This window comes from Methanomethylovorans sp., assembly GCF_041305605.1.
GTDB lineage: Archaea > Halobacteriota > Methanosarcinia > Methanosarcinales > Methanosarcinaceae > Methanomethylovorans.
Genome location: NZ_JBFYLB010000045.1, coordinates 1 through 24,426, shown reverse-complemented (window position 1 = coordinate 24,426; position 24,426 = coordinate 1). Strand labels below are relative to the sequence as shown.

The 24,426-nt window shown below is 43.6% G+C and carries 18 protein-coding genes; 7 read left to right on the top strand and 11 right to left on the bottom strand.

Translation table 11 applies throughout. The features are described from left to right. The 3 genes from nrdD (ACCM36_RS03165) to ACCM36_RS03155 form a co-directional block, all read left to right on the top strand. The coding region (gene nrdD, locus ACCM36_RS03165) for an anaerobic ribonucleoside-triphosphate reductase (protein WP_370572277.1) at positions 1-1,386 on the top strand (1,386 nt) is incomplete at its 5' end. A 35-nt stretch (positions 1,387-1,421) separates the two neighbouring features. Beyond that, positions 1,422-2,114: a prenyltransferase/squalene oxidase repeat-containing protein gene (locus tag ACCM36_RS03160; protein ID WP_370572276.1), complete on the top strand. Its 693-nt coding sequence runs from the start codon at positions 1,422-1,424 to the stop codon at positions 2,112-2,114. A gap of 94 nt (positions 2,115-2,208) precedes the next feature. Then, a complete protein-coding gene (locus tag ACCM36_RS03155) occupies positions 2,209-2,640 on the top strand; it encodes a polymer-forming cytoskeletal protein (RefSeq protein WP_370572275.1) in 432 nt (143 codons plus the stop codon). Positions 2,641-2,675: 35 nt separating this feature from the next. On the opposite strand, the gene ACCM36_RS03150 is transcribed toward ACCM36_RS03155, so the two are convergent. Genes ACCM36_RS03150 through ACCM36_RS03140 form a run of 3 tightly spaced genes read right to left on the bottom strand, consistent with a single transcriptional unit; the run spans position 2,676 to position 5,328 of the window. Then, entirely contained in the window at positions 2,676-3,443 is a 768-nt protein-coding gene (locus ACCM36_RS03150) for an ABC transporter ATP-binding protein (protein ID WP_370572274.1), read from the bottom strand. Beyond that, the gene (locus ACCM36_RS03145; RefSeq protein ID WP_370572273.1) at positions 3,443-4,270 is read right to left on the bottom strand and encodes an ABC transporter permease; all 828 of its coding nucleotides are present in this window, start codon (positions 4,268-4,270) and stop codon (positions 3,443-3,445) included. Before ACCM36_RS03145 ends, ACCM36_RS03150 begins: the two co-directional genes overlap by 1 nt. Before the next feature lie 50 nt (positions 4,271-4,320). After that, positions 4,321-5,328 carry an ABC transporter substrate-binding protein gene (locus tag ACCM36_RS03140; RefSeq protein ID WP_370572272.1) on the bottom strand — a complete coding sequence of 336 codons (1,008 nt, stop codon included), beginning with the start codon at positions 5,326-5,328 and terminating at the stop codon, positions 4,321-4,323. 147 nt (positions 5,329-5,475) lie between these two features. Between ACCM36_RS03140 and ACCM36_RS03135 the strand changes: the two genes are divergently transcribed. Then, positions 5,476-5,997 (top strand): helix-turn-helix domain-containing protein, encoded by a 522-nt coding sequence (locus tag ACCM36_RS03135; RefSeq protein ID WP_370572271.1) that lies wholly within the window; start codon positions 5,476-5,478, stop codon positions 5,995-5,997. Positions 5,998-6,003: 6 nt separating this feature from the next. Here ACCM36_RS03135 and ACCM36_RS03130 read toward each other — a convergent pair whose 3' ends face one another. Continuing rightward, positions 6,004-9,723 carry an S-layer protein domain-containing protein gene (locus ACCM36_RS03130; protein ID WP_370572270.1) on the bottom strand — a complete coding sequence of 1,240 codons (3,720 nt, stop codon included), beginning with the start codon at positions 9,721-9,723 and terminating at the stop codon, positions 6,004-6,006. A gap of 28 nt (positions 9,724-9,751) precedes the next feature. Continuing rightward, complete coding sequence (gene thiL / locus ACCM36_RS03125; RefSeq protein ID WP_370572269.1) at positions 9,752-10,750, bottom strand: thiamine-phosphate kinase; 999 nt, start codon at positions 10,748-10,750, stop codon at positions 9,752-9,754. A gap of 893 nt (positions 10,751-11,643) precedes the next feature. Here thiL and ACCM36_RS03120 point away from each other — a divergent pair. Then, entirely contained in the window at positions 11,644-15,102 is a 3,459-nt protein-coding gene (locus tag ACCM36_RS03120; protein WP_370572268.1) for a disaggregatase related repeat-containing protein, read from the top strand. A 459-nt stretch (positions 15,103-15,561) separates the two neighbouring features. Here ACCM36_RS03120 and ACCM36_RS03115 read toward each other — a convergent pair whose 3' ends face one another. The 4 genes from ACCM36_RS03115 to ACCM36_RS03100 form a co-directional block, all read right to left on the bottom strand. Next, positions 15,562-16,425 carry a DUF4349 domain-containing protein gene (locus ACCM36_RS03115; protein ID WP_370572267.1) on the bottom strand — a complete coding sequence of 288 codons (864 nt, stop codon included), beginning with the start codon at positions 16,423-16,425 and terminating at the stop codon, positions 15,562-15,564. Between the two features lie 59 nt (positions 16,426-16,484). Further along, complete coding sequence (locus ACCM36_RS03110) at positions 16,485-17,270, bottom strand: anaerobic ribonucleoside-triphosphate reductase activating protein (protein ID WP_370572266.1); 786 nt, start codon at positions 17,268-17,270, stop codon at positions 16,485-16,487. A 10-nt stretch (positions 17,271-17,280) separates the two neighbouring features. Next, complete coding sequence (gene nrdD / locus ACCM36_RS03105) at positions 17,281-19,569, bottom strand: anaerobic ribonucleoside-triphosphate reductase (protein WP_370572280.1); 2,289 nt, start codon at positions 19,567-19,569, stop codon at positions 17,281-17,283. A gap of 116 nt (positions 19,570-19,685) precedes the next feature. Beyond that, positions 19,686-19,937: a glutaredoxin family protein gene (locus ACCM36_RS03100; RefSeq protein WP_370572279.1), complete on the bottom strand. Its 252-nt coding sequence runs from the start codon at positions 19,935-19,937 to the stop codon at positions 19,686-19,688. 323 nt (positions 19,938-20,260) lie between these two features. Here ACCM36_RS03100 and radB point away from each other — a divergent pair, with 323 nt between their 5' ends. After that, positions 20,261-20,947 carry a DNA repair and recombination protein RadB gene (gene radB / locus ACCM36_RS03095; protein ID WP_370572278.1) on the top strand — a complete coding sequence of 229 codons (687 nt, stop codon included), beginning with the start codon at positions 20,261-20,263 and terminating at the stop codon, positions 20,945-20,947. Between the two features lie 4 nt (positions 20,948-20,951). Here the strand turns inward: radB and ACCM36_RS03090 are convergent, their stop codons facing one another. Together ACCM36_RS03090 and ACCM36_RS03085 are read right to left on the bottom strand one after the other, a co-directional pair. Beyond that, a complete protein-coding gene (locus ACCM36_RS03090) occupies positions 20,952-21,704 on the bottom strand; it encodes a tRNA (adenine-N1)-methyltransferase (protein ID WP_370572265.1) in 753 nt (250 codons plus the stop codon). A 9-nt stretch (positions 21,705-21,713) separates the two neighbouring features. After that, positions 21,714-23,543 (bottom strand): HD domain-containing protein, encoded by a 1,830-nt coding sequence (locus tag ACCM36_RS03085; protein WP_370572264.1) that lies wholly within the window; start codon positions 23,541-23,543, stop codon positions 21,714-21,716. Positions 23,544-23,690: 147 nt separating this feature from the next. Here ACCM36_RS03085 and ACCM36_RS03080 point away from each other — a divergent pair. Next, positions 23,691-24,426 (top strand): s-methyl-5-thioribose-1-phosphate isomerase (locus ACCM36_RS03080; protein ID WP_370572263.1); only part of this gene is annotated, 736 nt, incomplete at its 3' end.

The following is a 24,426-nucleotide window of genomic DNA, read 5'->3' as shown; positions in this document are numbered from 1 at the left end:
GTGGACATGCTCAACTGGCTGCTTGCTCCACATTTGCATTATGAGACAATGGATGAGTCAGCAGTTTATCAGGCAGTGCAGGGTTTCATGTTCCAGATGAACCAGTCTAACAGGATAGGGGCGCAGAGCGCTTTTACCAATATCGGCCTTAGATTGCAATGCCCTCCTGCATTGAGGGACGAAAGAGTTGTATACGGAGGTAAAACACTCGATGCAACATATACTGAATTCGAAGACGAGGCACGGCAGATCTACAGTGCTTTCATGCGAGTTTCGGCAGATGGTGATTCCACCGGTGCTCCCTTCACATTCCCTCTCATAACCACGGCCATCACCAAGGACCATGATTTCAATGATCCCCTGTGGATAGAGACCATGCAGGCCACTTCAGCTACCGGTGCTCCTTATTTCCTGAACCTTGCAGCTCCTTATCTGGAAGAAGATACGGTGCATGCCATGTGCTGCAGGTTGCTGAGCCGGCATGCAGGAGGTATATGGACAGCAGGTGGTATGGGAACGGGTTCCAATAAGGTAATAACCATCAACCTGCCAGGAGTGGCTCTCAGGTCTACTGATGAGGATGATTTTATTGTACAGCTTGACAATGCAATTGCTGTGGCGCGGCAGGCATTGCTGGAAGGACAGGAGATCATCAGAAGATCACTTTATGAATGGAAGCTCCTTCCCTGGCTGCTCAATAAGACAACTGATGGAGTGCCGTATTTCGACTTTGAGAAGCGTCATCTCACATTCGGTGTGGTTGGTCTGAACGAATGCCTTTTGAACCTTACAGGAGAAGGTATTGACAAAAAGACCGGAACAGGCATAAAAATAATTGCTCATATACTTAAGTGGATAGAGGAGTTTTCCCGAGGGGATGGCATAGAATATACTCTTGAGCAGACTCCTGCAGAAAGCACTGCACATCGGCTTGCCATGCTCGATAGAAATAATTTTGGGGAAAAAGCTAAGGTGCAGGGTATTGAAGGAGCATACTACTATACCAATTCCACTCACTTGCCTTATAATGCAGGTATGTCTCTCATAGACAGGATCAATATCGAGGCAGAGTTTCATCCATTCTTTACCGGGGGCACGATCTGTCATATCTGGATGGGTGAAAGTTATCCCGACCCGGCAGGTCTCAATGAATTTGTTAGGAAACTTTCAGGGACAAAACTTGCTTATTTCTGTTTCTCCCCTGATTTTTCCATCTGTGATAAGGGGCATACTTCCAGAGGTGTAAATGAAATATGCCCACTGTGCTCAAGTCCGGTCAATGATCACATATCCAGGGTAACTGGTTATTATGGTCATGTGAATCAGTGGAATCCAGGCAAAAAAGCGGAATACATCCAAAGGCACAGGTATAGGATACAGTGCTAGAAAAACGCTAAATACAGACCTGCATATTATATTGCATGGACCCTAAGATAGCAAAGGCACTTGATTGGATCGAGATGCAACAGCCAGATTCCATCAAGGAGGTCTCCCGACTGGTCTGGGCTCGCGGGGCATGGAAACTGTCCAGCCGGCATACTGCTCGTCTTATAAAACTTAAAGGCAACCCACCCTGGGGCGGGGATGCAAGGGAAACTGCAAGAGTAGTTTCTTCTCTTTCTCAAATGGGTCTGATCTTCCCGGATGTGAAGCAATGGCTTCTTTCACAAAAAAGGGAAGGCTCCTGGAACGGCAATGTGTACGATACTACATATTCCCTCATAGCCCTGGCAGATATGGATGTCCACGATCCTGAAGGATGTAGGTGGTTATCTGATAACTACGGGCCACAGTGGGAACACGTAGGAACCACTGCCCTGATAATTACAGCTTTGGTAAAACAGGGTGCTACCCAGGATGAATATCGTGACCTTATAGATGAGAGAGCACGCTGGTTGCTTGAAAAGCGCGAATCGGATGGCGGCTGGAAGAACATCGCAACCAGTAATATAGTCATGCAGCCTCTTTTAATGCTGGGCTTCAGGGAAGAACTTGAGATTTCTATGGAATGGCTCATGAAAAAACAGAGCTCTGCAGGTTTCTGGGGTAAAGAAGAGGACAACATTGTTGCTACTTCCCTATCACTGATAACTCTTGCATTATGGCAGTCATAAGAGCTTTCTCCAATAGTCTTATGGAAGTAATATATATGAGAGGTTAGCGTATACCTACACGTTTTCAATTACATCGCCTTGTACCAGTGATAAAATGAATACAGAATTTATCAAGTACCACCCCGGTTCCAATACCTACATAGTTCAGAGAAAAGCATATTTTGAGGATAGCGTTGTCCTGAGAGGCAATCTGATAGTTGGCGCAGGATGTAATTTTTGGCAGGAACTGAGGGTTGAGGGAAACCTGGAGCTTGGAAAGAACTCTCAGGTCAAGGGTCATGTGCAGGCACATAATGCGCTAATTGGTCCGCACTGTGAGATAAAGGGTGACGTACAGGTGGACAAGGACCTTACACTAATGGATGATGTTAAGATCGAAGGTTCCGCCACATGCGGTGGGCAGATGCTTGTGCGCCCGGGTTGTTCCATGGGTTTTGTAAAAGCTGAAAAGCTGCTGGAGCTTGTGGGCAAGGTCAGCATAAAGGATGTAGAGGCCGGAACGAAAGTGATCGTGCGTTCCGAATGAGTTGAATATTTTCTACTTGTTATGAGTTGTGAATATTAATCTATCCTTTCTTTTCTCTCTTCGGAGAGCAATTTCAATACGGAAGTCCTCAGCTTGTTGGCTTCAGGACTTGTTCGTATCCTTGGGCGCGAGAGATCTACATTTATGATCTCTTTTATTTTTCCGGGGCGTGCGGTCATAACTACTATCCTGTCAGCCAGGAATACGGCTTCATCCACACTGTGAGTAACGAACAGGATGGTTATGTGTTTCTTATCCCATATATCCAGAAGCTGGTGCTGTAAAGAATTCCTGGTCTGAGCATCCAGTGCACCAAAGGGCTCATCCATGAGCAACACTTCCGGTTCATTTGCAAGTGCACGGGCAATGGCAACTCTTTGCCTCATGCCTCCGGAGAGTTCGTAGGGGAAACTATCCATGAACTGGGTAAGGCCCACCAGCTCAAGATATTTTTCTGTATCCTGTATTGCTTTTTTCCTGGGAACACCTTTCATCTCCGGACCAAAGATGATGTTCTCAGTGACAGTTCTCCAGGGAAAAAGTGAATACTCCTGGAACACCATGCCTCTTTTTGAATCTGGTATGGATATCTTTGCTCCGTCAAGGAAAATCTCTCCTGCATCGGGGCTATCAAGTCCGGCAATGATGCGCAGAAGAGTGGTCTTACCGCAGCCGGAAGGACCTACGAAACATACGAACTCCTTGTCATTTATATCCAGGCTCACGTTATCTAATGCAAGGGTTTCAGGTCCATCTTCCTTTCTGAAAGTGCGGGTAATATTCTTTATTTCAACTTTTCCCATTATCTCACAACTCCTTCCTGCCACTTGAGAAGTCTTTTATCGATAATGTATCTGAGTACCTTGTCAATGAACAGTCCCAGGAAACCCAGAACCAGCATGTATACGAGCACCATATCCATCTGATGAAGATAGTAATGATGCCATATCTTGAAACCTAACCCATATTTGCTCACCCCGAACATCTCCGCAGCCACCAGGCACATCCACCCTACACCGATAGATATTCTTATGCCTGCAGTTATGGAAGGAAGAGCAGAAGGCAGGGCAACGTACCTTATAAGATCGCGGTCCTGCATGCATCCGAGTACCCTGGCTGCCTCCACATAGATCCGTGGTACGTTCTTAAGACCTGTGAAAGTGTTAATGATAATAGGGAACACAGCTCCTATAAAGATAAGAAAACCTGCTGATACAGGCGTGAGACCCAACCATATGATAGCAAAAGGTATCCAGGCAAGAGGGGGTATCGGTCTTAACATTTCGATAATTGGGTCAAGTATTTTATTAAATATTGTGAACCAGCCCATCATCAGACCTATAGGTATTCCTATTATCAGGGCAGCTACCATGCCAATGGAAAAATGTAACAAGCTGTGTAATAGGTCAACGAACACCACTGGCATTTCTATCGCCAATGATCCTATTTCTAAAACCGAAGGGCGCTGAACGATTGTTACTGCAGCTGCAACAACTTCAAGAAAACTTGGCAGGAAGAACTTGTTACGAACTATAAGAGCCGCTACCAATTGCCACAGCAGAAGGACAGAGATGATAGAAATTATCTCTACTGTCCTGCCCTTCACCATGTGTATTATTTTATTCTTCATGTCCGCTTACAGAACTCCTTGCTTATTCATGTAAGTTGCTGTTTGTGCACTCACTTTTGCAAGGAATCATAAAAAGACATATCAAATATATCTTTTTCTGTAAGTGGTTTGCTTATGTATCCAAGTTCATACTGTATGTTTGCATAATCCACAGTTGAGTTCACGATCAGGTGTGGATCTGCCACCCATGTGCCATCCCATTCATTAATGGAGTGCTGGACAATGGTTATATTCATTTCCTGGTCAGCTGCATAGATCTGTGCTGCTTCGTCAGGATGTTCGTTGTTATACTCTGTGGCCTGCACATGTGTTTCAACTATCTTTGTCACTACTTCAGGATGGTCCCTTATAAGGTTTCCACTTACTACGACCACACAGCATGCATGGTTGGGCATGATTTCCCCGGACTTAACAACTGTACGACCGAAGCCTTTATCCTTGATCTCAGTTGGAGAGGGGTGTGGAAGGAACACAGCGTCAACCTGGCTAGCCGAGATAGCTGTCACAGCGTCTGCCGGTGTCATGGGCAAGATAGTTACATCTTTATCCGGATCGATGTTATTTGCTTTCAGCCAGTTCCTCAATAGCGTGTCCTGAATAGTTCCAGGTGGGAATGTAGCGATCTTCAGTCCTTTGAGATCCTCTGGCTCTTCATAAGGCACGCCTGTACGCACTACGAGGTCAGAACCCTGCACCTGAACCGCGGCCACAATTTTGGCATCGAGACCTTCACTCAGAGCAGATATGAATGGTGCTGCTCCTACATATGCTACATCAAGATCTCCCGCAAGCATAGATGTCATTTCCGGGGCTCCGCTGGGGAACAGATTATCACTTGTCTTAACTATGCCCAAAGGTGCCAGGCTCTCGTTCCACCAGCCTTTGTCCTTTGCGGTCAGATACGCTATCTGATGAGTACTGGGCTGGTATCCGAAGTTTATTTCAGTCAGTTCCTCCTTTTGTTCAGGTTCGGCACAACCAGAAATAAATGCAATAGCCATCATAGCGGTAATGACAAAGACAGCTCCTAGGATCCTTTTAATTTTTTTGTTGTACATAATGATACCTCTTTTTCTTAATAATGGAACCGTTCTCCTGAGCTATATTTAATGTTTCCTGTAGCATATAAACTAATTATCCTTAAAGTATAAATAGCACCCGATATCTATCCTTTAGAGGAAATCTTATTGAAGTATGGAGGAATCATGGAATCATCAGATAAGATCGTGGATGCTATACTGGACTCTTATGAGGATTTCCAGAGAACTTTTTCTACAGTACTGAAAGAAGACCTCGGTCTTACTGCAGTTGAGTTCGCACACGAGGCGAACATACCTGCAAGTACTTTATACAAGATCATGTCAGGTAAAAGGGAGCCGAACATGAAAACTTTAAGACAGATCATTAAAACCATAAAGAGACTGCAGAATACTGAAAAAGGGAATTTCATAGCAGTCATTGCTGCAAGACCGGTGCTTGATAATATAAGGGAGACAAAGAAGAAGATAGGTGGCAATCTCTGTACCATTAGGGAATATTCTGCCACCTCCATAGAAGAAGCTATCATCGCAGCCGTTAAAGCAGAGCGTGAAGGAGCACGTGCACTTGTGTGTGCACCTATTGTAAGTCCGACTGTGGAAAAAATACTGAGGATCCCTGTGGCTACGATCATGCCAAAGAACAGCCTGATAGAGGCTATAGAAAGAGTCTCAAAAAAAATAAGTTAATTGAATTTATCGGATAGAACCGATAAATTCATTTATTTTTGCCTTTGCCATTTCCACTGTCCAGCCTCCAGCTGTGAACAGGTAACCAACCCCCGCTGCAGCCAGCAGGATGATACCTCCAAGGACATACCAGATTGTACCTGATTTCTCCAGCACTTCATAAGTAATGCTTAATCCCTGCACTGAAACTATGTATGTACCTGGCTCTTCTTCCACATGGAGGAATTTCAGTGTGGTGGAGTTGCCGTTGTTGAGTGTCACTACCTGAGACTCTTCCATAGTACCATTGATCTTCAGTTCAACAGTGTAGTTCCCCGGCGCTGTACCAGTGTTTGCTACATCGACTGAGACCGTTGCTTCATCTCCGGCCCTTATCTCAAGTGGTAAGATCTGCAGGTTTGTGAACGTGAACTTGGCAGCAAGTTCCTTTACCTCGAAGTTCAGTTCAGAATCAATTAACCCTGACTTTGAAACTGTCAGCTTGTGCATACCCACTTCTGTCATAGTATAGGTAATGTTCCCATCTTTTGAAGTGTTTCCAATGGCCTTTCCATCTAAAGTAGCCTCTGCACCTTCAATAGCCTCTCCTCCTATAGCCTTAAGGACGCGGAATTTGACGGTCGTTCCCTCATAAACTTCTTCAGGAGTGACATCTATGGTCATCTTCCTTGATTCGTCCTGAGCGGATATTACCTCAAGCTTAGAAGTTGCAGATACATAGCCTTCCTTTTCTGCAGTGATGGTGAAGTTACCCATATCATCCGGTGTATATCGGAGTGTTCCTTCGTCAGAGGTGGAACCAATGCTTTTACTATCTATCTTTAATGTTGCATTGCTTACAGCCATGCCTCTGGAGGTTACTGTTATTGTCATTGCAGTACCTTCAGTCACCACTTCATTATTATCGATCTCAAGTGCATCAGAAGAGGCGGTTTCTACTTCCACGAAGGGGTAGAACCTGATCGTACTATCATCGGCTACCTTGAAGTTAATATCTCCCATCACCGGGATATCTTTACCTTTTGTAAGTGATATGGAATCCTCGTTTTTCATGGTAATGCCATCTTCTGAGATGCTGGTCACTTCCATCTCATCAAATGTCTCACCACTTTCTACGGACACGTACTCATCTGATATCTGGAAGATACCATCAACGAAAACTGCACTACTCTCTTGTCCCTGGAAGACATCCTGGAAGTGGATAGCTATAACAGGTACGTCATCTACGTCTCCCACGTCCATCTTGTATACATATGTTCCATCAGAGGAAACGATATCATCATCTACTTCATCTCCATCTTTTTTGAGGCTGACATAGACGGTATCTCCATTTACATCAACTTCAATAATACTCAGAGCATAACCTTCTTCCATTACCAAAGAGGAACCGGAGACAAGGGATTTTTTATCACTCTCGTCGATAAGTACCTTGGATAGCTGGCCCTGTGAAACCAAGCTAAGGGAATCTGTGAAATCATTATCAGGGTATCCTGCGAAGTATTTCTCGGCCATGAACCCTATAACCTCGAAACCACCCCAGTCATCATATTGGAAGCTCACATTTTCCGGAGTCGAAGTATATACAAGATCGCCATCATCAATCGTTCTGTCCGACAGGTCGGTTATTTCGAGTTTTTCGGTACCTATCCCCTCATCAATGTTATAGTAAAAGCCTTCGAAGTTCAGAGGTGTCCATTCAAAAGCTTCATCTACTGAAACAGTACCTCTTAACTCATAGGTTCCAGCTTCTGACATATCAACAAAGGGAGCAAATCTCAAAGTGGAATCATCAGCAACAATGAATTTCAGTTTACCCATTATACTGGCAACTTTGCCTTTATTAAGGGAAATTGAATCATCATTTTCCATGGTTATTTTCTCGTCGCTTACGGTCTTGAGTTCCATGACTCCATAACTGTCACCGGAATCAATGCTTATGTATTCATCGGAGATCTGGAAGATAGCGTCAATGAATACTGCACTGGCCTCATTGCCCTGGAATATATTGCCAAAGTGTGCGGCTATGATGGGTATATCATCACCAGTGTCTCCCAGCTCGGTTTCATACACATAGGTGCCATTATCTTGTACTATGGTCTCATCGACTTGTGACCCATCTTTTGAAAGGGTCACATAAACGTTGTTCCCATTGACATCGACTTCAACGATGTTCAGGGCATAACCATCTTCCAGTGTAAGACTTGAGCCAGCATAAAGAGATTTTTTGTCGTTTTCATCTACAAGCACCTTGGCGAGTATACCATCTGATATGATACTGTTCTCATCAGCAAATTCAGTGGTGTCAAGATACCCTGCAAAGTATTTCTCAGCCATGAAACCTATGACCTGATAATCGCCCCAATCATCGTACTCGAATTCAGTTGTTATGGGCGTGGTCTCATATTCAAGGTCACCATCATCGATAGATCTGTCGGAATCACTTTCAAGATGTACGGTCATGGTCTCTGACCCTTCACCGGTATCAAGGTCATAGTAGAAACCGGAGTAACTCAGAGCAGTCCATGTGTAATCAAGGGACTGATTGGCATCAGCATCCCATATGCGGTCGCCGCTTAGATATGTTTTAGAAGCCACCGTCCATGTCCATTCATGCTGGTCTTCTCCATTCACATTTGATGCTATTGCAGTCACATTATAGGAGTCTATAGCTTTATCAGAAACATTGAATGCTGCAAAGGATACGGACTCATTTGTTTGCTCCAGATCTCCATCTATATACCATTCTATATCTGCATCCTGATTAGTTTCAACTGTGAAATTCTGGTAAGCATCCACAACACTTGAAGGGTCATCTTCAGGACTGAAATCTGTGATCTCCAGTGAGTCGTTTTCTGCATTTGAAACTGTCCATGTCCATTCCTGCTGGTCAGAGTTGTTCACATTAGTTGCGATTGCTGTTACATTATACTCTCCGGCAGGAGCCGTGCTGTTAGGATATGAACTTGATGACCCGGTTTCTGTATCCATCTCAATACCATCGATAAGCCATCTGATCGTAGCTTCCTGGTTGAGTGTAATACCAAATTCCATCTCATCTCCTGTTGTTGAGTCAGGAGTGATATCAGTAGGGGTGAAATCTGTTATGGCGAGTGACTCATTTGTTGCGTTTGAGACGGTCCATGTCCATTCCTGCTGGTCAGAATTGTTCACATTAGTTGCGATTGCTGTTACATTGTATGTTCCGGCCACAGCTGTGTTATTTGAATACGAATCTGAAGATCCGGTTGCTGTTTCCATCTGATTGCCATTGATAAGCCATCTTATTTCGGCTTCCTGGTTAAGTGTCACTTCAAAGTCAACGGCATCTCCCGTTTCTGATTCAGGAGCAGTGTCAGCAGGACTATAGTCTGTTATGGCCAAAGATGCATTATTCACGGTCCATGTCCAGATATACTGGTCAGTTCCATTGGTATTCTGTGCCACAGCTGTAACGTTATATACGCCTGCAGATGCACTATTATTAGAATATTCAGAATCTGTGACAGATTCATCGGTTTCAAAAAGTACACTATTCAAGAACCATGTGACGTTGGATGTCTCATTTACATCCACACTGAAAACTTGATTCTCACCAACTGTAGAAGTCGGATCGCTATCTGGAGAGTGGTTAGAAATGCTTGGGATCGCAATTGCTCCACCTGCCAGCAAGATCAATACTAAATATATCGCAAAACCTAAACGGGTTTTCATAACATAACCTACCATATTTCTATTTTACTTGATTTCTTGCATTTTATGTATTATCTGCTATCTTTAACTGTTCATAGCCTTTTCGTTCCACTTGTAACACAGTACCATCCGACTTCTGTATGGAGATTGATCTTTCATGAGGTAAAACCTCTCCGATCACACTGATATTTCCCATCTTCAGCACTTCTTCAATGCCTTCCGGCCTTACAGTGAAGATCAGTTCAAAATCACCTCCAGTATAAAGGGCCATAGAATTTAGAGTTACCCTGTCGTAAGACATTAATTCCTCTACTTCAGGCTGCAAAGGTAATGTCTCTTCCTCTAGCCTAAACCCAACTCCTGAGGCTTTGGAAAGGTCATAAAGTGACATCGCGATGCCATCGCTTGTATCCATCATGCTTGTCAAATAACCCAGGGACGCAAGTGCCATTGCTTCCCTTATGCGTGGCACTGGTTCGAACAAAGCCTTCAGGACACTATCCGGTGCATCAATTTCATTTTCCAGAGAATAGAGTGCAGCGCCTGCAGAACCAGCATATCCTGTCACACACAACTTATCTCCTACTTGTGCGCCATTTCTTTTAAGCAGGTGTCCCTTTGGCACAGTTCCAAGAGCTGTGCCGCATATCGTGAGTTCATCGTGAGTATCGATATCCCCACCTATGACAGCAGTATCGCATTCTCTGGCACAGTCTCTCATACCTCTGGCGATCTCTTCCACAAAAGCAACATCTGTGTCGCGTGGGAGTCCAAAGGCAGCCAGTACTCCCATCGGCCGAGCACCCATAGCAGCAATATCGCTCAGGTTTACTGCTGCAGACATCCATCCGATCTGCCAGGGACTCATCCGGGTGGGAAAATCTGTCATGCGGTGCAGCATATCCGTAGTAACTACAAGATATGAACTCTCATTTATATCGATAACTGCACAGTCATCAGCGCCTGCACCTAAAATTATTCCATCCGGAAGTTCATGGAATATATTAGAAAGCATTGATATAAGGGGTCTTTCCCCAAGCTGTGAGACGGGTACGTATTTCATGAGGTATCTTATCTATACTTGAACCGACTTTACCGATTAAGTAAGTAATTTATTTGTAGTTGTATGTGTCATACACTTTCATTCAATATAATATTTAAGGCTTCCACACCTTCTATCAAAAATTTTGACAAACTTCCCTTCCAGGTACAACTTTTGAATAAAGAGCATCTCGAAAAATGCGAAATCCAAATATTGATCTTTTAAAAATAGTTGAAGAATCTTTCTTAAAATCCCGCTCCTTTAACTCCGATATATATTATTTTGGAATCATAGCTTGTCTGCATATTTTATAATCAAAATAAGTTGTTCTTTTGAGTCTTCATATACAAATGTTTTTACGAGTTGAAATAAGATAACCATTACTGATCTTAAAATGCTTTTCTTTTCCTCTATTATTCTAATTTTGATACAGCTTGTGGTTTATAGCTTTGAATTACCCAAAAAAGTATTACAGGTAAGGATTCAAATATAAAATCCTGTATCATGTTACTAACAGTTAGAAATAATCAAATAAAGCTTTATTTACAAAATTAAAGGATTATAATGCTTTTTATCGGTAAGCATCTTTATATAATTCAGGCCAAATATAAACGCCCGCCTAAAACAGCTTGTACACGAATAGTGCGCAGAAATATGATAAAACTATGAATTACGTATTATCTTTTCATAATTCATATTTATGTTATCTTAGTGTGGCCTATAACACGTTTATACGACTAAAAGATTCATTAATGTTACTCTTTACAATCTGCGTAGTAAATGTACTGACATTTAGCATGGCCATATCGAAGAAAAATAATCGTATCTATGAAATGAATGCTCTGCGTGTGAACACGATGTTTGAATTACCAATTCATGCATGTATTATTAAAAAATGAAAGAGGTGTGTATATATGGTTAAAAACATATGCAGTAAAGTCTTCGAACGATTCAGTGCTCATAGATGGGCTAAATCTCGTCATGTGTTGTTAGTTGGATTATGGGTATGGAGTAGTTGCTTCTTTTCATCAAAAACTGCTTTCTGTAAAAAAGATAATGCAATTACAACTAAAAATATAGACAACACTACATTTAAAAAAATACCTGTTCTCTTCCTTGGTTTGTCATTTTGTTTCCTGTGTTTTTCGATAGTTGGATCCGGTCTCTCTTCTGCAGCTACTGTATATGTTGATACGGACGGAAGCGGCAACTACAATTGTGACGGAACAAATGATCACGTTGAACTAAATAAAGCACTGGCGTATATCGACAGTATTGGTGGCGGTACTGTATACCTTAATGGTCCAAATACTTACTGGATAGATAGTACTCTTAACATAGGTGCAAATACAATACTTACAGGCGATTCAAGCGCTGAAATAAAACTTGTAAAAAATGCAGGATGGTCCAATGATGTTCCTATGATTACAAACATTGGAACAGATGGCGATATTACTATCACAGGTTTCACAATAGATGGAAACAGCGAAAACCAGGGCGTTTCTCTTGGCGACGGATATTACAATTTAATTTATTTTGAAGATGCTGACAACACCGTGGTCTCTTATATGCGTCTTGAGTGGGGGTGCGGTGATGGATTAAAGATCAGAAACAGTGACGATATTGAGTTTATTCATAATGATGTTTACAAACTTGGTCACGATGCTTTTTATGCTCTTGGCTGTACCAATGGTGAAATTGCATATAACACAGTAATGACCCGAACGAACGGTGCATGCCGAATGTCGGGCGGTGCATCTGGGTTTATTGTTCATGATAACCTCTTCTATTCTTCAATTTCAGGAGACTCTACAGGACCTGCAATTGAGATCGACAAGACTACCGTTTCAAGTACATCTGCTTTTAATGACATTGAAATATATAACAACAAGATCCACACCATGAACGGTGCTGGGATCTGGATGTTTGCAGGCTATCCTGATAATGTTATCAGAGCTAAGAACGTGCACATCCACCACAATACTTTTACCAAAGTAGGACAGTACGCTTCAAACACCGGTTACAGCAATGCTGCTATTGTGATCCAGAATTTTGACAATACGATAATTGAAAACAATGTATTCGATGATGGTGGTCATGCTGCTGTAAAATGGTATGCATGGACTGGTCATATTACAACACAAAGTAATACATTCACTACCTACGTAAGGAATAATATCATCATGAATTCTGATGGTGTTTCATCTGTTGCCGGTTCTGGAGTTGGGATCTGGAACACTGACTCCACGCGTAGCAAATTCGTAGTACAGAACAATAACATATACAACAATAAGAATGGACAGACCTACGGTTCAGGTTTTACAATGAGCAATAACCTGAATGTTGACCCCCAGTGTGCTGATTCAACCAATTCTAACGCCAATTCCCGTGATTATCACCTCAAGAGCAAGGCAGGTCGCTATTCAAATGGCAAGTGGGTAACTGACTCAGTGTCCAGTTCGTTGATAGATGCAGGATATTCTGGATCTGCGTGCAGCAGTGAACCTTCACCCAATGGTGGCAAGATCAACATTGGGCGCTATGGTAACACTGTCCAGGCATCCAAGAGTGGTTCAGCTGTTTCCAACCAGATAGATGCTGCTCCGGTTGCCAATGCTGGTGCTGACAAGACTGCTAGTGTAGGTTCAAGTGTCAGCTTTGATGGTAGTGCTTCCACAGATGATAATGGTATAGCCTCATACTCCTGGGACTTTGATGCTTCAAATAGTGTCACCTCTGAAGCCACAGGTAAGACAGCTACAAAGACATTCACAACCGCAGGAACATACACTGTGACACTTACAGTTACAGATACAAGCGGGCAGACATCCACAGACACGGTAAATGTAGTTGTGAGTGGAACAACGACCACAACGACCACAACCCCAACTGATCCAACTACAACTACACCAGGTTCTGTTTCATATTCAGCTACCTATGACAATCGGTTGCGTCAGTCACTGCCAACAACAGTCCTTTCCGATTCCACCTATCTTGACATCGGAAGTAGCTCAAGCGCTTGCAGAGATATTATGATGTTCGATCTTAGTGGGTATGACACAACGGACACAATAACCAAAGCAACCCTTTCCCTATATTGGTACTACCCAGCAGGTTCAACTCGTACATCTGATACTATAGTTGAAGTTTACAGGCCGGTAGAGTGGGATCCAAAGTATGTGAATTGGAATAACCGTGCCTCTGGTACCCCGTGGAGTACAGCAGGAGGAAACTGGTTAGATAAGAGTGGAGTTGCACAGGGCAGTACGCCGTATGCATCTCTTACCTTCCCTGCCAGCACAGTTCCTGGTAACAAATACTACGAGCTTGATGTCACTGAGCTTGTGCAGGAATATGTAAGTGGTGAATATGACAACACTGGATTCTTCCTCAAAGCCAAAACTGAGAGCGGTAATTATATCGCATTCTACAGCTCAGAATATTCGAACGCTGCCATGAGACCGAAATTAACGGTTACTTCATCAGCAGGTTCAAGCCAGGCAGGAGATGATAATGTGCCAGTTGCAAATGCTGGTGCAGATAAGACTGCAACCACAGGTTCTGCTGTCAGCTTTGATGGCAGTTCCTCGACTGATGACAAAGGTATAGTTTCTTATTCATGGGACTTTGATGCATCAAACGGTATCACCTCTGAAGCTACCGGTGTGACGGCTACGAAGACGTTTGCAACCGCAGGGACGTACGCTGTGACACTTACGGTCATCGACACAACTGGCCAGACCTCAACTGATACCTTAAATATAGTTGTTAGTGGGACAACCACAACTCCCACTACCTCCAGTTCAGTCTCTTATTCGGCTGCTTATGACAACAGATTAGCTGAGTCATCCAAAACTACGGTTTATTCCAGTTCAACTTACATTGACGTTGGAAAAAGCTCTACAAGTTGCAGGGATGCAATGTTGTTCGATCTAAGTGAATACAGCACAACTGACATAATATCTAAGGCAACCCTTTCCTTGTATTGGTATTATCCCGCAGGCAAGACTCGCACCTCTGATACTGTAGTTGAGATCTACAGGCCAGTTGAGTGGGATCCGAAGTATGTCAGCTGGAATAACCGTGCTTCTGGTACTCCGTGGAGCACAGCAGGAGGAAGCTGGTACGATAAGAACGGAGTTGCCCAGGGTAGTATTCCGTACGCATCTCTCATATTCCCTGCTAGCACACTGCCCGATAACAAATACTATGAATTTGATGTCACTGAGCTTGTGCAGGAATACATAAGTGGTGAGAGTAAGAACACTGGTTTCTTCATCAAGGCAAAGACAGAGAGCGGCAATTACATTGCTTTCTACAGCTCTGATTCTTCAACTGCTGCCAGGAGGCCGGTGTTAACCATAACTATGTAAAGTTGAGAAGACTAGTAATCAGGAGCGAAAATATTTTCGCTCACTTCTTTTTTCTTTGAGTTAATCTTTTTTATTCAAAATTATGTACATCTCATCTCGTCGGCAGAATACTTATCTGTTGTTCATCATCAAGTGCAGGATAATTGGAAATCGCAGAAGACTGTAACTAACAACCAGTAAGTAAGTTTCATTTGATTAAATTTATATGTTCTAGAGCTGACCATCTATAAATTATGCAGACATCAAATAAATTTAAAGTTGACTTGTTTATTACCTGCTCCTTTTGTCCTTATCCATACACTTATGTAGGTAAGGGTATGCATCTTTGGCAATCCCGAGCAAGCTCACAAATAAGCATGGACTGTTATACTCGATTCATATCTTCAAAATATATATTAATTGTTATCTATCCTTTAAACAGATAACAATTGTGTGCAATGGTAGGTATATTTTTAGTTATTACTTTTTGTGTACTCTACGCCTTATTGCCAATAAAATGAATATTAGAACTGAAAACACTATTGCAATCGGGAGCAAATAACCTACCAGAATTACCATTACTCTGACAGTTGACACAAAACCCTGTATTGAACTGGAAAGAGCATCTCTCATACCCCAGGAATGAGTGATAGGTGTTGGCTCTGTTATCCTTATATTTATGGTAGCAAAATCTATCCTATTGTCCAGATACTGCAACCTTCCAGTAAGGCTATCTATTTCCCCGCGTACTCTCTCAAGTTCTTGTTCGACACTTAGCACTTCTTCGACAGTAGTGGACATGTTAAGAATCTCAGTCAGGCGTTTTTCCTGCTTTTGCAGATTGCTTAGCCTTGCTTCCAGGTCTATGTATTCCTCTGTTACATCAGTACCTATTATGCTTTTAGAGCTAACGTCACCCAGATTTTCAACATCTTTCAGAAATGCAGTATAATTTCCTGAAGGGATCCGTACGGTGATATAGCCTTCCTGGCGAGGAGTATCGTCATAGGATGAATCATACACAGATGAACTGGAAACGTAACCGTCTGCTGCTGTTGCCATTGCTATGATATTTTCCACGGTCTTGGACGCATTGTCTACTTCCAGGTATATATCTACATTTGTAATGGTCTTTCTTTCGGAAAGGGAAAGATCAGAAGCTATTTCTCCGGCTGACATTTCATCGCCGGAATACTCGTATGCTACTCTATTGTCAGATGCAGGATACATGGTGACCTGAGGAGATTGCAATGATGATTCTGTACTTTCTTGGGATATGCAGCCTGCAACACTTGTTCCTATAAGGAGTAATAATACAACCAGCAACTGATAGGTTTGTTTCATTAGATAAACTCCACTAATATATTGTATGGAGTCAGACATATAAAAAAATTATGTAAACTTCAAATGAATTCGAAGTTAACATGTTCGTTACCTGCTTCTTTTGTCCTTATCCAGACATTATGTAGAAACGGGTATGCAGCTTTGGCAATCCCAAGCAACTCTTCCCTGGAAAATGGCTTTGTGCCTCGTAGTTTTTCAGACATGGCATTTTCAGGTAGTCCCTGTTGTATCACATAAGGTGTGTCTCTGTCTTTAATGTAAGGGGATAAAAATTGGCTTATAGCATCAATATCTTTCTTGCTGCCCACAAGGCCGGGTACAACAGTAGTTCTCACTTCCAGATCAGCTTTACTTTTGGAAATGATGTCAAGGCTCTTTGTGATATTTTCTATTACTTCCTTTGGTTCCAGGGTAAGGTTATATTCATCACAGCCTATAACTTTACAGTAAGCTTCAGGATCGTTCATAGGAGCCTTGATATCCAGAAAAAAACTGTCCGCCAATGATTCCTGCAGGAGTTCCTCGATCACCTGTGGAAAAAAACCATTGGTATGGATACCAACGAGCAATCCTTTCTTTTTTGCAAACCTTGCCAGTTCTTTCACAGCATTCTTCTGTATCAGTGGCTCTCCTCCGGAGAGCACAAGGCTGGTTACAAACGGGATAGAACTTTCAATTTTGTCCTGTAGGAAATTTATATCTACAAGGTTAGGTTCCGTCAGGATCTCATAGTTCTGGCAGTAAGGGCAGCGGAAAGGGCATCCTCTCAAAAAGAGAACAACTACCGCTTTCCCATGCCAGTCTACCGTAGAAATGGGTATATATGTGCCGTAATTGGCTTTCATTACACCACTATCAGGCTATGCCAGCTACTTTATATCTCTTCCTGTCTGCCAGTTCCTGCTTCTTTGCAGCATTCCAGCCGCTGACAGATTGGATATATCCGGTGACCCTGGACATCTGTTCCACATTGGAAGAACCACAGTTCTCACAGATATCCTTAAGGCCGGACATCATGTGGAAATCATTCAGGCAGATGGTCATGTCCTTGGTAAAGGTGAAGTACCCTACCTGTGTGTTCTTCGCTATGTTCATAGCGAATTCCTTCAGGCCTTTAGGGTCAGGTGAACCTTCTCCCAGCCAGATATGGCAGATGTTGCCTCCGTCCACTATAGGGAAGAACACATGCTCTATCTTTATCCTGTCAGCAAGGGAGATATCAGCACCCGGTGGCACATGGGTCCCATTGGTGTAATAGATCGGAAGATCATGGGTATCTTTTATCTTTGCCAGGGCATTCTCCAGGTCTCCCTGTACAACCTGCTTTACACTATTTGCATATTCTTCGTGCAGCAGGTCGGATACGGCGAATCGCTGACCAGTGGTTTCTGCAGGTGTCCTTGCAAGTGCTATCTGGATACCATGCTTCTGGCCGAGTTCCCGTCCGTACATTTCCAGTTCGGTCATTACTCTTATGGCGAACTTAAAGGCAGCCTTTGACTCGTGGATCTGATGACCTGTGTGGTACTGCACCATCTCGTTTATGCCCACGACACCAATGGTATATACAAGTGAATCTATATCCACTGCTATTGAGCCTTTTTTCCCTGTTATGGGGTCCTTTGGGCGTTGTGTCGCAAAGGGCATTCTTTCGTTCTCTATTATATTCTCCATCCATTGCCTTTTGGTGGCAAAGATCTTGATGGCTTGGTCCATCAGGCTCTTTAGATCCGCAAACAGGGCCTTATCATCACAATTTGCTCTGTATGCTGCCCTTGGACAATTGAGTGTCACTACCTGCCATGAACCCATAGAGAAGTGCTTTCCATCCTTGAAATGAAGCTTGTCCTCAAAGCTGTCATCTGCTTCTGCATTAACGGAGAACTGATAGGCACAGCACTGGTAGCATGAGATACCTTCTCCGGCTCCTCTGTACTCCGGAAGCTGGTTATCAAAGTAAGGTGTACCGAACTTCGCAGCCAGTTCGAATGCCAAGGTGTACAGTCCATCATAAGTGGGAAGTTCTGGATGAGCACGGTTGAAGTGTTCGTCCTCCTGCATGAAATCAGGTTCAATGGAAATCTCCGGCTTGGGGAAGTTAAACGGCTTACCCCAGTTATCTCCCTGAAGCATAACGTTCATGAGCGCTGCAAATCCCAGTCTTACCTCACGTTCGAACTCTCCGTATGTGCGCCTAACCGTGCCATTGGTACCGTCATGCACTTTGCCCTTGTACACTACCGGGATATCTTTCCAAAGCTTTGGCACACCCGGGGACAACTGTACCGACGAGAAGACAACCTGGCCTCCGCGGGCTACCATCATCTGTGTCATCTCGTACACGAACATCTGCATAAGCTGTTCGACATCCTTGTAGCTCTTTCCTTCAAAGTAAGGTGCAAGGAATGTCAGGAAATTGTAGAATCCCTGTCCTCCGGCGAAGTTTGTCTGAGCGCTACCCAATGCTTTTACTGCATGCAGGATGGCAACCTCTGCTTTCATGGCCGGTCCTGCAACACTGGCCTTGGCACCGGATCCATCGGGCATAAGTCCGTAGTAGAAGAAATACCGCAGGTCCCAGTCCTGACAGAAGGCACGTGTACCCAGGTATTCAAGATCGTGGATATGCAGGTCGCCATTAAGGTGAAGGTCTGCAAGTTTGGGTGGCAACAAGAGCAAGTACTGCTCCTTTGAGATCTTGTCTGCTTTCTTCTTGTGTGATGTTTCTGCGTTCTCCTGCAGATTTGCATTATCCTTTGCCTCAAAACCGGAACCCAGGTCGATCTCGCAGGCATCATATACAGGAGTACCTACTCTGGTGGATACGTTCCTCCATTCCACATGCCCGCGCTCCAGCAGGATCATATTTACCATTTCTCTTATGAGTGGGCCTGAAAGGAACTTTAGGTCCAGCTGCCTTATACGCCTCTCGGTATCCTTTGCAATTTCTTGGGCTTCTTCCCTGGTTATGCCCGGTTTGTCGTGGAACCTTGCGGCAAGTCCTGTCTCTTTCATCAACTGGTTTACAACTATATTGCGATCCCATTCCACCATATGCCCGTCAGTAGTGCGTACTTTAGGCATGACAGATATAGAATGGCCATCAAGGGTTTTTTGTACAGCCTGCTTTTGGGGTGGTGTCATATCCTCCTGAACACTACCCATGAACTTAAGCCTTTGGTCACTTCCTTCAGCTGCCTTTTCCTTCTGATCCTGTGTATCAATGGTACATGTATCCATTATCAGATCTCCTTTCCCTATTAAAGTAAATTGTCAAGTGCTTCTCTTTTTACTTCCATTCCATTGAACAGTTCATCATGGGTGAGGAACTCTTCATTTATCTGCAGTACAGGAGCTGTAAGGGTGAACACTCCATTGACCCTCAGTTCTGTGAGAGCTTCGGGAGTGGACATATCAGTGGTCTTGAAAACCACGCCGCTTTCTTTAAGGGCTCTTTTGAGCAGTTCGCATTTAGGGCAGGTTTTTGTTGTATATATAGTGACTTCAGGCATTTTTCTCGCGTCCATTCTTCTTTATTCTTTTACTTATATATTATTAAGTTATAAGTAGGGGATACCTGTGCCCATCCAAAAAACACAAGCAGAAAACCCTTCCTAATAACTTTGATCTCTCGTTTGAAGGTAAATTATACAAATGACCTATAGCTTAATAACGGTTTTTCACAGCACATTTACATACACAAAAAATAGAATATTATCTCATCTGGTAACTAACCTGGTCATATTTGCGACAGTCGCTTGGCTATATGTGATCAAATATGGTTAACATTCCTGGTACAAAAAGATGATATAAATAATCCCCGTATAGCAAGTTAATCTCGAGAGGTGTTTACATAGATTCACATTTAGTCTCTGGCTGCAAATCTCTGGACGACCTTCTTAAAGGCGGACTGGAAGCGGGAGTTGTAAGTCAGTTATTCGGAGAAGCAGGCAGTGGAAAAACAAATCTATGTCTCCAGCTTGCTATAAAATGTGTTGCTGAAGGCAAGAAAGTCATTATCATTGATACTGAGGGTATTTCTCCCAACAGGTTCAGGCAGATAGCAGGAGACCGGGCAAAGGAAATAGCTCAGCAGATAATAATCTATGAACCTCATACCTTTGAAGAACAGCATGCGGCAGTAAGGGAACTTGAAAAGGTCATCAAGGAAAACATTGGCCTTATTATAGTCGACTCTGCCACTGCTTTCTACAGATTTGAACTGGAGCAGGATGACTCAGCCATGCGGGCAAGACGTGAACTTGGCAGCCAGATAGGTTTTCTGCACAGCCTTGCAAGAAAATATGGAATAGTAGTGGTCATAACCAATCAGGTATATACCGATATACCTTCAGGCATCCTGCGACCGGTTGGGGGTAACATCATCGAGCATATCTCCAAGACCATTATCCAGTTAGAGCGCCTGGGTGACGGAAAGCGGCGGGCAGTGCTCAAGAAACACCGTTCTCTGCCCGAGGGGATAAGCTGTGAGTTCACCATTACTGCCGAAGGGGTTGAATGAACGGTCATATCCTGGCAATAGTGATATAACCTGTATGCCCTACTCCACCTGTCGCGGGCCTTGTGCCCCTCTCTGATACGGATAAAGGCCTTTCGATGCATTCTATGGTTGTGACATCCCAGGGTCCGGATGCGTCCATTGCTTTGCGTATTGCGATGGTCTGTTCTATGAATGGGGAATATGTCACTACAAAACCACCGGGCACAAGCACCTTTCGTATCTTTGGAATGACTTCCGGGGAATTAATAGTGTCAAGGGTAACGACATCGAACTTTTCTTCTATTTTGTCGATAGCTTCAACTATGTTGCCACAGCGTACTTCTACATTATCCAGGCCGGCTTTTGAAATATTGCTACGCGCGAGGTTTGCGAAATTCTCTTTTATCTCATAAGTAATGACCTTCTTTGCTATGGAACCAAGGTACATAGATAGAATACCAGAGCCAGTGCCTGCGTCCAGTACCACATCATTCTTGCAAATCCCGGTGTATGCGATGACCATTCCTATATCTTTAGGCATCATGGGGGCGCCGGAACGCTGTGCATGTCTGAACATGTCAGGCATACGGGGTTTCTGCACAATAAACTCCTGCCCTCTGTGAGAACATATCGTATCTCCGGGGGATAGCCTGGCAAGTTCTGCCAGCTCGATAACACCAAAATCGCTGTGGAAAGCATCCTCAGAAACACATACTATAAATTCTCTCGGCTTCTCGTTGAGGAATGTCCTCAATAACACCATTTCTCCATTTTCCATAAATAACTCCTAGATATGTTTTGAGGGCGCATATCTTGCCAGAGGCATGGTCACCATGTCCTTAGCAACTGAGTGCTTATTCATCAGAATATAGTTCTCTATCTGTTTAAATTCCGAAGCATAAGACCCTGCAAGCTTTCTTGCATATTCTGCACCGTCAGGTGTGAGCACGTACTCATATGTTTGTCTGTATCTGCCATTCTTTTCATAGTATCTCAGATCCTCATCCACTATGCCCATAGCAACAAGCACCTGTATGTTCTCAAACGCCTGGTCACTGTATGGGAACCCATATCTTTCATGGAAATTATACTCGAAAAGGTTCTTCAGGGAATCATGGGTACTGAACTGGAGAATGGTACGGTACAGCCAGGTTATATGCCTAAGACGTGGCACTGAGATGAAACCAGTTTCCTCCTTCTTAAAGATATTGTATATTGCATAGAAAAGCAGGATTATTCCTTCTATGGGAAGATACTGTTCTGCACGAATAAATCCCAGAAGCCGGGGGGATAGTTCATCCACAATTTTATTCATCCGACTGGCAACTACTGCCTCATCCATGCCTGCAACAGCGTCCGGATGTGCAAATGTTGTAAGAGAAAGCTGTCTTGAAATGGATCGCACAAGCCCGTTGGCCAGAGCCGATTCATCATAGAAGAAACTTTCTTCTTTTCCTATCAATACCCTTATACTCTTGGGAAGGCCGGAAGCTACATCCAGGTCGACCAGCACATCCCCCAGCTCCCGGGCAAGACGTGATTCAAATTTCATTTTAGCCACGCCATGGCGCGCAATGGTGGCAAGTGCCATCCTTGTAGACGGCCTGAGTATCTTCTGGCTGAACCTTGCAACAGGCACATATAATCTGCCATCTCGGAGATCATCCAGTAGCCTGAGAGATCTTTCAGATGCATAGGACCTGATGAAACCAAGCAGATCATTGTCATTGTATTCGGTGAAAAAGCGAACTATCTCGTCCTTTGCAGCTTTTGTTCCGGAAACATTTTTGAAACTCTCAAGCGCATCTTCAAGGGCGTAGAGCAACATCACCCTGGCAGACTGTGTCTTTGGGTTGTGTATGATGGCAGTATAATGATGAGCGCGGGATATCAGCAAGGATTCGGCAGCCGTGAGAGCCATCTCATTACCATAGTCTGAACCGTCCGGACTCCCCAGTACAACATTTCCGTCCTTGATCATGAGGCTATCGATTATCTGGTCAACGTCTATTAGCCCGAAAGAGACGCCTGTATGGTAGGAGTCACGCAGGAGAAAATCTATCCTGTCGGCATCCACGTCGCCTGCTATCACCTGGGCAAGGTATGGCTTTGAGATGGAATGTGCGTCACCTGTGGCTATCTTTGAGATCTCATCAAAGAAACAGAAAGGATCTGTGCCAAATTGAGATTCCGTATATCTTGCAATAAAATTGTCCTGCGGCAGCATCCTGATGATATCCTTCGAGAAAGCTTCGTGTTTTATGAACTTCCTGTCTTCGATCATCGGCTGTAACTGAGGATTGCGCTTGAGCACATTCTCGACTGCATGGGAGAATGCCGAGTGGCCTACGTCATGTAAAAGTCCTGCAATCCTTATTTTGCGTATGTCCTCTTCTTCGAGGGAGAGGGACTGGCCAATGACCGATGCCATATGCATGGTGCCGATGCTATGCTCAAAACGTGTATGATTGGCACCGGGATATACGTGATCAACTAGCCCAAGTTGCTGGATGTTCCTAAGTCTTTGCATATGCCGTGTATTCAGGAGCATCTGCTCGAACTCATTAAGGATGATGGTTTTATGAACAGGGTCATGTATTATGAGGGGTTTTTGCATTGGATAATATTAGGAGAAGAGGATATATAAATGGAAAGGCAAATGAGATCTATACATCCTTTGGCTGCTATGATCTTCTCTTTTCATTACTAACCCACTAACCTTTACATTTTTATCCTCCTTTGTACCTTTAAAAGAGCAGATACCATGAGGACCATAGACTGGAATGATGAATCAAATTCAATAGTAATGATCGATCAGACACTGCTGCCTGTAGAATATAAAGTGATAGAATGCAAGACTCTTGCTTCTCTGTGTGAGGCCATCATGTCTCTGAGGGTACGCGGGGCTCCGGCTCTTGGAGCGGCAGGTGGATATGGTATGGCGCTTGCAGCAAGGCTCAGCAGTGCAAAAGATATGGATTCATTGATAAAAGACATGCAAATGGCAGCAAAGACCATAAAAGCCACAAGACCCACTGCTGTTAATCTTGCATGGGGAGTTGATAGAGTATTACATGCTATCAACGATGCGTATGATCTGAAAGGTATTAGAAGCGTGGCACTCTCGGAGGCAAAAAGGATAGCAAACGAAGATGTGGCTAAAAATAAGAAAATAGGTGAACATGGTGCTAAATTGCTTGAAGATGGTGATGTAGTGCTTACTCACTGCAATGCCGGAAGGATGGCTTGTGTAGATTGGGGTACAGCTCTTGGAGTAATACGTTCGGCAGTGGAAGACGGCAAGCAAATAAAGGTCATAGCATGTGAGACCAGGCCCCTTAATCAGGGAAGCAGGATCACTGCATGGGAACTTATGCAGGATAACATCTCCGTCACTCTGATAGCGGATTCTATGGCAGGACATCTTATGAGAAAAGAGATAATTAACAAGGTCATAGTGGGGGCTGACAGAATAACAGGTGATGTAGTTTTTAATAAGA